The following is an 11851-nucleotide window of genomic DNA, read 5'->3' as shown; positions in this document are numbered from 1 at the left end:
ACGAAGGGAACGAAGAAGGCCGCCGCCAAGCCGGCAGCGAAGATGGCAAAGCCGGCGGCAAAGGTGACTGCCGCCAAGATGTCGGCCAACGCAGTCAAGCCGGGCGCAAAAGCCGCGCCTAAAGCGACGGCAAAAGCCGCGTCTAAAGCAACGGCAAAGGCAGCGTTTAAAGCCAAGGCGAAGCCGGCGAAGAAGCCCGCGGTCAAGCTCAGCATGCTAAGGCCCAGCGTCAACAACATGACGGTCCGGGTGTTCACGCGAGCGGCCGGGCTCGACCATGCCGAGACCGACGCCTGGGGCCTGACGCGCACGCCGGAATTCCTGGCGCGGAACCCGGCGCATCTGACTCCGATGATCGAGGACAAAGGACTTCCCAGAGGCGTGCTTTGGGAAAGCTGCGCCATCATGCAGTACCTCGCCAACAAGCATGGGTTGGACAAGTTCTATCCGAAGGCGCCAGCCAAGCGGGCGATGGTCGACAGCGCCATGTTTTACCTGGTCGGAACGCTCTATCCCTATGTGGCCAGGGCCACTTATCCGGCACTTGGCTTTCCGCAATATGCCGGCGAGGTCGGCCACAGCGATGCCCATCCCGACAAGAAATCGGAGGCGCAAAAGGCTGCCATCGCCGCAATCGCCGAGCCGCTGGAGGTCTTTCATAGCTTCTTCAGGGACGGCAAGCCTTTCATCGGCGGCAACAACCCCTCGATCGCCGACATCCGTCTGGCGGCGACACTGGAGTTTCTGGCGGTCATCGACTATGCGCTGCCCAGCTGGGCGAAGGACTATATGGCGGCGATCGAGAAGAAGCTCGGCAAGGCCTATGCTGAGCCGGCCGGCGACGTGCGCGGCTACATCGCCCATGTGAAGGCCCAGGCCACGGCTTAAGAAATGCGCGAGGTTTAGGGTTTCGTTAACCAAACCCTTGTCTAGTGTCTCGGTCCTCGCTGCGACCACGGATGTACTGGCGCGATTGCCGAGGAGAAGGAAAGGTCGGCTCAGCGCCGGCCTTTTTGCTTTGCGCCGGCGCGCCAGCGTCACGGCAGCATGATTTTGTCGGTTTGCCGGCGCGGTTGAAATTCTATTGTCATCCGCGTCGTTGGTCGTACCATGCGAACGGGCGAAAGCGGCGAGGACAGAGCCATGAGAAGCACGGCTAGACTTTCAGCGATCGCAGGCGCGCTGCTGGCGATGCCTTTTCCGGCAGATGCCGCATCGCTTAACACGATGAACGAGGTCGGCGCCGCGCTGCAGGCGTGCTGGACGCCGCCGGCCGAAGCCGGAACAGCCTCGGTCACCTTGAGCTTCAGCTTCAAGCGCGACGGCACGCTGATCGGCCCGCCGAAGCCAACGGCCATCAAGGTCAACGGGGATGACAAGGCGCGTCAGGCCTATGTCGACGCGGCGACCGCCGCCCTGCGAAATTGCCTGCCGCTCAGCTTTTCGCCGGACCTCGCAAAAGGAATTCCCGGGAAGATCTTTACGCTTCAATTCAATTCGCCGAAGGACAACGCCAAAGCAATTCAGCAGTAGAACTGCCAAGTTGCTCAGTTTCGCCTTCGCCGATTTCCAACAGAAAACGGCTATGCTTTCTAGGTGGCGCTTTGTTGCTGGACAGCGCTACGCCGGATTGCGCCTGCGGCGGGCATTAGCGTGTCTTTCCAGTTGCGGCATTTCGAAGACGTAGTCGCTCCAGGCCGATTCCGGAATTTGGCCGGCCAGATAGCATTCCAACAATAGATTTTGCTCGGGTGTCAGACGCCTCGGGGCCCGCTCGTGATCCAGTCCAAGCGAATGGATCAGGTTTCTGGTCAGGCCTGAGACGGTGAAATGAACAGACATCTTCGCTCCCCTTCGTGCTGCGCCGATAACGCCAGACGCCACACAAAGGTTTCACGCGCAGTGAGGAAACACGCGATCTTATCGTAGCTGCTACGCTACTCGCAGACGACGCGATAGCGCTTGCCGGGTTCGCTGACATTCCGGCAGGCGAGCGCCTTCTGTGGCTGGGAGGACGCATCAGCCAAATCCGGCTGAAAGGAAGGGGCCGTCGAAACACGTCTTCGACTGGGGGAACTCACCGGGGCGATCGGCGGCTGAGGAAACACGTCCGTCGCGATCTGCCTCGAGGCTGTTGTTCCTGGCGGGGCCTTGTCCCAAATGCGCCTGACGTCCATCCGGCTTGGAATGATGACGGTTCCGTCGTCGCTGCGCGTGCAGCCGCTTGCCGCGAGCAGCGCCGGACAGAGAACAAAAGTCAGCATTCGACCAAGCATCAGCTATACCCCCACCGATTTTATAGCCCGGCAGCGGTGGGTTCGCCAACGGACGGATTACCGCAGCGAGGTCGGACCGGCGTCCGCCTAAAACCCGTTAACGGCAACGGGCGTGTTCGGTTGCGAATCGTTAAGGTTAGCCGATCGTTAATGCTTGTCGGGCACATTCCGCCGACGAACCGGGAGGGTTCGGCCTGGGGGTAGGGATGGCGGATAGGGACGGTACTTTCGAGATGGGCGCCGCCCGTTCTTTCGAAGGCGCGGTCGAGCGCGGCGAGGCGGCGGTCCCCCGCGCCCCCGATCAGCATGCGGCCGCGACCTCGGAAGCGCTTGCCAATCTTCGCCTGATGGTCGATTCGATGCCGATCGGCGTCATTGTCCTCGATGCCGAGCTCAGGGCGGAGATCATCAACCGCGCCTTCTACGACTTCTGGAAGATCGATCCGCTTCGCGCCACTGCCGGCTGCGGCTTCCGCGAGCTGATGGAGGCCAGCCGCGACGCCGACCCCTATGGTGCCGACGAGGTGGGCTGGCAACGCCACATCGCCGAGCGCGAGGCCGAAATCCGGGCAGGCGTTGCCGGTTCCAGGCAGTTGCCGCGCAATGACGGCCGCGTGCTGATCGCCTCGCTGGCACCGCTTGCCGGCGGCAAGCGTCTGATCTCCTATGTCGACATCACCGACATGAAGCATCGCGAGACCGAGGCAGAGGATGCGCGCAAGAATCTCGCCACGGTGCTGGAGTCGCTGCCGGCCGGCGTCATCATCTATGACCGCCACGATGAATTCGTCTTCGCCAACCGCAAGCTGCATGACAGTTTGCCGGCGCTGAAGCCGGCCTGGCAGCCGGGCCGCACCTTACGCGAGGCGCTCGCTCTCGGTCATTCCGCCGGCTATTTCCGGTCGAGCGGCGACGTCGAGATCGACAATGTCTACGGTGTCGACAAAGAACGCTGGCTCGACGCCATGCTGAAGCGTTACCACCTGCCCAATTCGTCCTATGAACGGCTCAATCCCGACGGTCGTTGGTTCCAGGTCTACGACATGAGAGCGGACGACGGCACGTTCATAGGGGTGCGCGTCGACATTTCCGACATCAAGGCCCGCGAGAAGGCGCTGCGGGGCTCGATGCGGCAGATCGACCTTTACCGGCATGTCATGGACGAATTGCCGGTGGCGGCGTTCATCAAGGCCGAGGATCTTACAATCGAGTTCGTCAACAAGGCCTGGTGCGCGCTGACCGGCATTGCCAAGGAAGACGTCATCGGCAAGACGGACCGGCAGCTTTTCGGCGCCGAGGACGCCGAAAGCTACAGCCATGACGATGCCGAGGTCATCGCGACCGGCAAGGGGCGCGAAGTCGAGGAGCCTGTCAGCCATCGCGACGGCACGGTGCGGCAGCTGATGACGCGCAAGAGCCGCCTCATCGCGACCGACGGATCGGTGCATCTGGTCGGTTCCAGCACCGACATCACCGAGGTCAAGGCGCGCGAGCGGGCGCTCAAGGAAAGCATGAGCGAGAACGAGGTGTTCCGCAACCTGATCGACAACGTGCCGGTGTCGATCTACGCGAAGCGTTCGGATCTAAGGCAATTCTACGTCAACAAGGGCTGGTGCGATCTCACCGGCTTCAGCAAGGAAGAGGCGATCGGCAAGACCGACGTCGAGATCTTCGGCGCGGACGGCGAAGCTTTCGTCGCCGGCGACCTGGCGGTGCTGCGCACCGGCGAGACGCAGGAGATCGAAGAACAGGTGACGCTGCCGGACGGCAGCGTGCGTCACCAGTTCGCGCGCAAGGGCGCGATGATCGCGTCCGACGGTTCGCTCTATCTGATCGGGTCGACCACGGACATTACGGAACTGAAACAGCGCGAGGCCGAGCTCAGCGAGGCGCGCCGGCGTGCCGTGCTTGCCGACCGCGCCAAGTCGGAGTTCCTCGCCAATATGAGCCACGAGATCCGTACGCCGATGAACGGCGTGCTCGGCATGGCCGAGTTGCTCGCAAAGTCGGACCTCGACCCAAAGCAGAGGACGTTCACCGACATCATCGTCAAATCGGGCAACGCGTTGCTCACCATCATCAACGACATCCTCGACTTCTCCAAGATCGACGCCGGCCAGCTCGTGCTCGACCCGGCGCCCTTCAACCTTGCCGAGGCGATCGAGGATGTGGCGACGCTGGTGTCGACCCGCGCCAAGGAAAAGGACCTCGAGCTCATCGTTCGCGTCCAGCCCGGGCTCGACGGGCAGTTCGTCGGCGACGTCGGCCGGATCCGACAGATCGTCACCAACCTGCTCGGCAATGCGGTGAAGTTCACCGACAAGGGCCATGTGCTGGTCGACGTGACCGGCGAGCGCGTTCCGTCGGGGACGAAGCTCGCCATCTCGGTCACCGATACCGGCATCGGCATTCCCGAAGACAAGCTGAAGCTGGTGTTCGAGAAATTCAGCCAGGTCGACACCTCCTCGACAAGACGGCACGAGGGCACCGGGCTCGGCCTTGCCATCACCTCGCGGCTGGTCGAGCTGATGGGCGGCGAGATCGGCGTCGACAGCGCCGAGGGCAAGGGCTCGACCTTCCGGTTCACCGTCACGCTGCCGCGGGCCGAGCGAGGCGGGCAGCGGATCATGCCGGTCGACGTGACCGGCGCGCGCGTGCTGATCGTCGACGACAATGCCGTCAACCGCGCGATCCTCAGCGAGCAGATGGCTTCGTGGACCTTCGATTCCTGCGCGGCCGAAAGCGGCGCCGAGGGACTGAAGGTGCTGATTGCGGCTGCCGCCTACGGCGTGCCTGTCGACTGCGTCGTGCTCGACTACCAGATGCCGGGCATGACCGGCGCCGAAATGGCGCGCATCGTGCGCAACACCGCCGGCCTCGCGCACACGCCGATCATCATGCTGACCTCGGTCGACCAGTCGCTCGCCAGCGCCGCCTACCGCGATCTCGGCATCGATGCGCAGCTGATCAAGCCGGCGCGTTCCTCGATCTTGCTGGAGACGCTGGTCGCCACCATCCAGCGTCATCGCCACAGCACGGCGGCCATCCATCCGGCCTTGACCGGCGACGTCGAGACCGGGGCCGGCGCGCCGCAGGCGTCCACGGCGCAGGCGACCGCGGCGGATCGCGTCCTGCTGCAGCCGCCGCCGGCGCGTGCCCGTGTACGCCTGGCCGGCGCGGAGGCCGGGCTCGACATTCTCGTCGCCGAGGACAACGAGGTGAACCAGATGGTGTTCACGCAAATCCTGGGCGAGACCGGATACCAGTTCGAAATCGTCGGCAACGGCCGCAAGGCGCTGGACGCCTTCGGCAGGCTTAACCCGCGCATGATCCTGATGGATGTGTCGATGCCCGAGATGAGCGGCCAGGAGGCGACCGCGGCCATCCGCCGGCTCGAAGCCGAGATGGGCACGCATGTGCCGATCGTCGGCGTCACCGCGCATGCACTGAAGGGCGACCGCGAGCGCTGCCTGGAAGCCGGCATGGACGATTACCTGCCGAAGCCGATCAGCCCGAAGGCGCTGCTCGAGAAGCTTGAAAGATGGCTCGGGTCGGACGCGGAAGTCCGCCGCAGCGCCGGATAACAGCCTTTCTGCGCGGCCGTTCACGGCGTCATCGACGAGGTCCGTCGGCGGGCGTCCAACGCAGACATATGGTGTGATCGCACCATACAAAACGAAGGCCAGGTCAGGACAATGGCTGCTGTCGATTCCGCCCTTCGGTTACGGGCGGGAGCAGCGACCGCCGGCAAGGAACAGCGTCGACTCTACCCCAACGGACCTGTTTTCGGCGATGGCCAGGCCATGATCCGCTCTGGCGCACAGGCAACGCGCTCTCGTCCGGATTTTATTTCCCGGCGGCCGGAGATCCGGCCGCCGGGATAATTTTTGATTCAAAAGTCGGACAAGCTACTGATTCCCGCGGCAAACTTCGGCTGGGTCCGCAAATGGCGGCCGCAGGCCCCCCCAAGGCATCCCCGTTCAGGCGTTACCGGGCTGACACGAAACTGTCATGCGACTGTAATAATCGACGTCTATTGCGCTCGTCAGGCGCCGACAGAAAAGGGTTGCCGAAAGACCATATTCCGAACAGGAGCAGGCCACATGAGACATTTCATCCGCTCGGCGGCCGTTGCGATTGCAATGGCTGCGGCATCCACGCTTTCCCTCTCCGCCGCTATGGCGGCCGACATCTCCGGTGCCGGCGCTACCTTCCCCTATCCGATCTACGCCAAGTGGGCCGACGTCTACAAAAAGGAGACCGGCATCGGTCTCAACTATCAGTCGATCGGCTCCGGTGGCGGCATCAAGCAGATCAAGGCCAAGACCGTGACCTTCGGCGCCTCGGACGCGCCGCTCAAGGGCGAGGATCTCAAGTCGACCGGGCTCGCGCAGTTCCCGATGGTGATGGGCGGCATCGTTCCGGTCGTCAACCTCGAAGGTGTCAAGCCGGGCGAACTGGTGCTCGACGGCCCGACGCTGGCCGACATCTTCGTCGGCAAGATCACCAACTGGAATGACGAGGCGATCAAGAAGCTCAACCCCGACGTCAAGCTGCCCGACCAGGCGATCGCGGTCGTGCACCGTTCCGACGGCTCGGGCACCACGTTCAACTTCAGCTACTATCTGGCCGAAGTCAGCGCCGACTGGAAGTCGAAGGTCGGCGTCAATACCGCGCTCGAGTGGCCGGTGGGCATCGGCGCCAAGGGCAACGAGGGCGTCGCCAACAACGTCGCGCAGACTGGTGGCGCGATCGGTTATGTCGAGTATGCCTATGCTAAGCAGAACAAGCTCACCTATACCGACCTGATCAATAAGGATGGCAAGAAGGTAGAGCCGACCGCCGCCGCGTTCTCGGCCGCTGCAGCCAATGCCGACTGGAGCTCCAAGCCTGGCTACGGCGTCATCCTGGCCAACCAGGCTGGTGCTGAAAGCTGGCCGATGACCTCCGCGACCTGGATCCTCGTCTACCAGAAGCCCGACGATGCGGCGGCCACCACCGAAGCGCTCAAGTTCTTCGCCTGGTCCTACGCCAAGGGCGACGACATGGCCGCCGAGCTGGACTATGTTCCGATGCCCGACGCGGTCGTGAAGAGCGTCGAGGAAATGTGGAGCAAGGACATCGTCGACAGCAACGGCAAGCCGCTCTACTCCGGCATGTAATTCCTCCGGAATAAGGAGGGCGCCTCGGGCGCCCTCCTGTCTCTTTCGAAATGCGAGGGCAAATGACAGCCGTTTCCGAAGCCGTGACATCGTCCGCCATACGGACCAGGGAAGCGACGGTGCGCCGCTTCGCCCTGACCGACACGATCTTCCGAACGGTCACGCGCCTCTCCGCCATACTCGTGCTGCTTCTTCTCGGCGGCGTCGCGGTCTCGCTGATCGCCGGCTCGTGGGAGGCGCTGTCGAAGTTCGGCTTCTCCTTCCTCACCACTGAATCCTGGAATCCGGTCACCGAGAATTTCGGCGCGCTCGCGCCCATCTACGGCACCGTCGTCACCTCGGCCATCGCCATCCTCATTGCCGTGCCGATCGGCATCGGCATCGCCGTCTTCCTGACCGAGCTCTGCCCGCGCCCGCTCAGGCGCCCGATCGGCATCGCGGTCGAGCTGCTCGCCGGCATTCCCTCGATCATTTACGGCATCTGGGGCCTGTTCGTCTTCGCGCCATTCCTGCAGACGACGGTACAGCCATTCATCATCAATCTTTTCCACGGCATACCGGGTCTCGCCAGCCTGTTTGCCGGTCCGCCCTACGGCATCGGCCTCCTGACGTCGTCGCTGATCCTCGCCATCATGGTGCTGCCCTTCATCACCTCGATCACCAAGGACGTGTTCGACACGGTGCCAGCGGTGCTGAAGGAATCGGCCTACGGCATCGGCTGCACGACCTGGGAAGTGACCCGGCGTGTGGTCATTCCCTACACGCGGGTCGGCATCATGGGCGGCGTCATGCTCGGTCTTGGCCGCGCGCTCGGCGAGACGATGGCCGTCACCTTCGTCATAGGCAATGCGCACCGCATCAGCGCCTCGCTGTTTGCGCCCGGCACGACGATCTCGGCGACCATCGCCAACGAATTCACCGAAGCCGACGGCGAGCTTTACACGTCCTCGCTGGTGGCGCTCGGACTGATCCTGTTCATCATCACTTTCATCATCCTCGCGCTCGCACGCTACATGCTGTTGCGCATCGATAGCCGCACGGGAGCCTGACCGATGTCGACAGCCGCATCGCTCCACCGAAGCCGCAAGCGCAAGAACGCCGTGATGATGGCGCTTTGCACCATAGCGGCGGGCATCGGCCTCGTCTGGCTGGCGCTGATCCTCGGCGCCCTTCTCTATAAGGGGCTCTCGGGTGTCTCGCTTTCGGTGTTCACGCAAATGACGCCGCCGCCCGGCGACGCCGGCGGCCTGCTCAACGCCATCTACGGCAGCATCGTGATGACCGTGATCGGCATCGTCGTCGGCACGCCGATCGGCGTGCTCGCCGGAACCTATATGGCCGAGTACGGGCGCTTCTCGCGCCTCACGACAGTGGTGCGCTTCATCAACGACATCCTGTTGTCGGCGCCGTCGATCATTGTCGGCCTGTTCGTCTACGAGCTGATGGTGCGGCCGATGGGTCATTTCTCGGCGATCGCCGGCGCGGTGGCGCTGTCGATCTTGGTAATCCCCGTGGTCGTGCGCACCACCGAGGACATGCTGAACCTTGTGCCCAACGCGCTGCGCGAGGCCGGCACCGCCATCGGCGCGCCGCGCTGGGTGGTGATCCGCTCGGTCGCCTATCGCGCCGCACTGTCCGGCATCGTCACCGGTATATTGCTGGCGATCGCCCGGATTTCGGGCGAGACGGCACCGCTGCTCTTCACCGCGCTCAACAACCAGTTCTGGTCGAGCAATCTCAACGCGCCGATGGCCAGCCTGCCGGTGACCATCTTCCAGTTTGCGCTGAGCCCTTATGAGGAATGGCAGCAACTGGCCTGGACGGGCGCACTGATAATCACCCTGACGGTTCTCGGGCTGAGCATCTTCGCCCGCAGCCTTACCGGACGCAGAGAGGACAGATGAAACCGATGTTGTCCACCGACCTGAACGTAGCCGAGACGACCGCCGAGAAGGCCAAGATCGAAGTCAAGAACCTCAACTTCTACTATGGCCAGTCGAAGGCGCTGAAGGACATCAACCTGTCGCTGCCCGAGCGCAGCGTCACCGCCTTCATCGGACCTTCGGGCTGCGGAAAGTCGACGCTGCTGCGCGTGCTCAACCGCATCTACGAGCTCTACCCGAAGCAGAGCGCCGAAGGCCAGGTGCTGCTCGACGGCAAGAACATCCTCGACCGCTCGCAGGACCTCAACCTGCTCAGGACCAAGATCGGCATGGTGTTCCAGAAGCCGACGCCGTTCCCGATGTCGATCTACGAGAACATCGCCTTCGGCGTCAGGCTGTATGAGAAGATCAGCAAGGCCGAGATGGACAATCGCGTCGAACAGGCGCTGAAGCGCGCCGCGCTGTGGAACGAGGTCAAGGACAAGCTCAACGCCAGTGGCCAGAGCCTTTCGGGCGGCCAGCAGCAGCGGCTCTGCATCGCCCGCACCGTGGCGGTGAAGCCGGAGGTCATCCTGCTCGACGAGCCGGCATCGGCGCTCGATCCGCTCTCGACCGCCAAGATCGAGGAGCTGATCGACGAGCTGCAGGCCGACTACACGATCGTGATCGTCACCCACAACATGCAGCAGGCAGCGCGCGTCTCGCGGCAGACGGCGTTCATGTATCTCGGCGAGCTGATCGAATTCGACCGGACCGAGAAGATCTTCACCTCGCCCCGCGAGAAGCGCACGCAGGACTACATCACCGGCCGCTTCGGCTGAGTTCATACGAGGACATAACCATGGCCCATACGGTCGCTTCCTTCGACGAGGATCTGAGGCAGATCAGCCAGCTTATCCGCGACATGGGCGATCTTGCCGGCTCGATGGTCGGCGCGTCGACCAAGGCTCTGCTGAATTCCGACAACGCGCTGGCGCAGCGCGTGGTCTCCGACGATGCCATCATGGACGCGCGCCAACGCGAGCTCGACGATCGCGCCGTCACGCTGATTGCCAAACGCCAGCCGATGGCCGACGACCTGCGCAGCGTCGTTGGCGCCATCCGCATGGCCGGCGATCTCGAGCGCATTGGCGACCTTGCCAAGAACATCGCTAAGCGCGTCGGCTCGGTCGGCGTCAGCGCCGCGCCGCGCGACCTTTCGCACTCCATCGATTCGATGGCGCAGCTGGTGCTGATCCAGGTGCAGGGCGTGATCGAGGAATACGCGGCCGGCGACGCCACGGCGCTCGCCAAGCTCCGCAACGACGACGAGCGCATCGACGTCAAATACACCGCCGTCTTCCGCGAGCTCCTGACCTACATGATGGAGGATCCGCGCAACATCACGGCTTGCACGCATCTGTTGTTCTGCGCCAAGAATCTGGAGCGCATCGGCGACCACGTCACCAACATCGCCGAGAACGCCTACTATGTGCTGACCGGCACGCAATTGCCCGCGAATCGTCCTAAGCAGGACGAGACGACGATGTCGGCGCCGGCGGCCTGACAGCGAAGGTGCCTGCTATATGATCGCGCCACGCATCATGGTGGTGGAGGACGAGGAACCGCTGGGGGTGCTGCTCCGCTACAACCTCGAATCCGAGGGCTATCAGGTCGAGGTGGTGACCCGCGGCGACGAGGCCGAGATCCGCCTGCAGGAGAATGTGCCCGACCTTCTGGTGCTCGACTGGATGGTGCCGGCGGTGTCCGGCATCGAGCTTTGCCGGCGCCTCAGGATGCGGCCCGAGACCGAACGCCTGCCGATCATCATGCTGACCGCGCGCGGCGAGGAAAGCGACCGGGTGCGCGGCCTCGCGACCGGCGCCGACGACTATCTGGTCAAGCCGTTCTCGACGCCGGAATTCATGGCCAGGGTCAAGGCGCTGCTGCGCCGCGCCAAGCCCGAGGTGCTGTCCAGCGTGCTCAAGGTCGGCGACATCGTCCTCGACCGCGAATCGCATCGCGTCTACCGCAAGAAGAGCGAGATCCGGCTCGGCCCGACCGAGTTCAGGCTGCTTGAATTCATGATGCGGCATCCCGGCCGGGTGTTCTCGCGCAGCCAGCTGCTCGACAATGTCTGGGGCGAGACGATCTATATCGACGAGCGCACCGTGGACGTGCATGTCGGACGCCTGCGCAAGGCGGTCAACAACGGCCGGATGCCGGACGTCATACGTACCATCCGTGGGGCGGGCTACGCGATCAGGGAAGATTAGATCCAGGGCATCGAAGGTCTGACGGGTTCTATCTGCGCTGGCGGGTTATCGAGACGCTGGTGCTTCGCCGTCCACGGGCGGAGCACGAAGCGTCGCGACGCGGCGCAGACCCGACGATCCACGCGACTTCGACGCGCCGCGGCGGTGCAGAAATTCTGCTCCGCTCATCCGACGATTGAGGTAATGGCATGGATTCCAGGGTCTCCGCGACGGAGCTTCGCTCCTGCTCCGCCCTGGAATGACGAAGCTGCGGGGCCTTCGCTAATCTCCGGCGT

General features: G+C 63.6%; 10 protein-coding genes. 9 read left to right on the top strand and 1 reads right to left on the bottom strand.

Annotated elements, in window-relative coordinates:
* Positions 1-42: 42 nt before the first annotated feature.
* Both EOA49_RS02615 and EOA49_RS02610 read left to right on the top strand, forming a co-directional pair.
* A complete protein-coding gene (locus tag EOA49_RS02615; protein ID WP_245460495.1) occupies positions 43-888 on the top strand; it encodes a glutathione S-transferase family protein in 846 nt (281 codons plus the stop codon).
* A 255-nt stretch (positions 889-1143) separates the two neighbouring features.
* Positions 1144-1533: a hypothetical protein gene (locus EOA49_RS02610; protein WP_067002225.1), complete on the top strand. Its 390-nt coding sequence runs from the start codon at positions 1144-1146 to the stop codon at positions 1531-1533.
* An 87-nt stretch (positions 1534-1620) separates the two neighbouring features.
* Here the strand turns inward: EOA49_RS02610 and EOA49_RS02605 are convergent, their stop codons facing one another.
* Positions 1621-1842, bottom strand: a complete 222-nt coding sequence (locus tag EOA49_RS02605; protein ID WP_127240969.1) for a hypothetical protein — start codon at positions 1840-1842, stop codon at positions 1621-1623.
* Positions 1843-2482: 640 nt separating this feature from the next.
* On the opposite strand from EOA49_RS02605, the gene EOA49_RS02595 reads away from it, so the two are divergent.
* The 7 genes from EOA49_RS02595 (at position 2483) to phoB (ending at position 11576) form a co-directional block, all read left to right on the top strand.
* Positions 2483-5860: a response regulator gene (locus tag EOA49_RS02595; protein ID WP_245460492.1), complete on the top strand. Its 3378-nt coding sequence runs from the start codon at positions 2483-2485 to the stop codon at positions 5858-5860.
* A 519-nt stretch (positions 5861-6379) separates the two neighbouring features.
* Positions 6380-7438, top strand: a complete 1059-nt coding sequence (gene pstS / locus EOA49_RS02590) for a phosphate ABC transporter substrate-binding protein PstS (protein ID WP_127241371.1) — start codon at positions 6380-6382, stop codon at positions 7436-7438.
* A 62-nt stretch (positions 7439-7500) separates the two neighbouring features.
* Positions 7501-8487 (top strand): phosphate ABC transporter permease subunit PstC, encoded by a 987-nt coding sequence (pstC, locus tag EOA49_RS02585; RefSeq protein WP_095824035.1) that lies wholly within the window; start codon positions 7501-7503, stop codon positions 8485-8487.
* Positions 8488-8490: 3 nt separating this feature from the next.
* Positions 8491-9342, top strand: coding sequence for a phosphate ABC transporter permease PstA (gene pstA / locus EOA49_RS02580; protein ID WP_067319294.1), 852 nt, complete (start codon positions 8491-8493; stop codon positions 9340-9342).
* Entirely contained in the window at positions 9339-10142 is an 804-nt protein-coding gene (pstB, locus tag EOA49_RS02575; protein ID WP_067002093.1) for a phosphate ABC transporter ATP-binding protein PstB, read from the top strand. Before pstA ends, pstB begins: the two co-directional genes overlap by 4 nt.
* Before the next feature lie 20 nt (positions 10143-10162).
* The gene (phoU, locus tag EOA49_RS02570) at positions 10163-10867 is read left to right on the top strand and encodes a phosphate signaling complex protein PhoU (RefSeq protein ID WP_127241372.1); all 705 of its coding nucleotides are present in this window, start codon (positions 10163-10165) and stop codon (positions 10865-10867) included.
* A gap of 19 nt (positions 10868-10886) precedes the next feature.
* The gene (gene phoB, locus EOA49_RS02565) at positions 10887-11576 is read left to right on the top strand and encodes a phosphate regulon transcriptional regulator PhoB (protein WP_127241373.1); all 690 of its coding nucleotides are present in this window, start codon (positions 10887-10889) and stop codon (positions 11574-11576) included.
* The last annotated feature ends 275 nt before the right edge of the window (positions 11577-11851 follow it).

The organism is Mesorhizobium sp. M1A.F.Ca.IN.020.04.1.1 (genome assembly GCF_003997315.1).
Taxonomy (GTDB): Bacteria; Pseudomonadota; Alphaproteobacteria; order Rhizobiales; family Rhizobiaceae; genus Mesorhizobium.
Note: the sequence above shows the minus strand (reverse complement) of the source record. Positions and strands in the feature narration are given on the sequence as shown.

Bases quoted from the DNA above. Each gene is read 5' to 3' on its own strand.
- pstS (WP_127241371.1), top strand. From the start codon at position 6,380: ATGAGACATTTCATCCGCTCGGCGGCCGTTGCGATTGCAATGGCTGCG.
- pstC (WP_095824035.1), top strand. From the start codon at position 7,501: ATGACAGCCGTTTCCGAAGCCGTGACATCGTCCGCCATACGGACCAGG.
- pstB (WP_067002093.1), top strand. From the start codon at position 9,339: ATGAAACCGATGTTGTCCACCGACCTGAACGTAGCCGAGACGACCGCC.
- pstA (WP_067319294.1), top strand. From the start codon at position 8,491: ATGTCGACAGCCGCATCGCTCCACCGAAGCCGCAAGCGCAAGAACGCC.
- phoU (WP_127241372.1), top strand. From the start codon at position 10,163: ATGGCCCATACGGTCGCTTCCTTCGACGAGGATCTGAGGCAGATCAGC.
- EOA49_RS02610 (WP_067002225.1), top strand. From the start codon at position 1,144: ATGAGAAGCACGGCTAGACTTTCAGCGATCGCAGGCGCGCTGCTGGCG.
- EOA49_RS02615 (WP_245460495.1), top strand. From the start codon at position 43: ATGGCAAAGCCGGCGGCAAAGGTGACTGCCGCCAAGATGTCGGCCAAC.
- EOA49_RS02605 (WP_127240969.1), bottom strand. From the start codon at position 1,842: ATGTCTGTTCATTTCACCGTCTCAGGCCTGACCAGAAACCTGATCCAT.
- EOA49_RS02595 (WP_245460492.1), top strand. From the start codon at position 2,483: ATGGCGGATAGGGACGGTACTTTCGAGATGGGCGCCGCCCGTTCTTTC.
- phoB (WP_127241373.1), top strand. From the start codon at position 10,887: ATGATCGCGCCACGCATCATGGTGGTGGAGGACGAGGAACCGCTGGGG.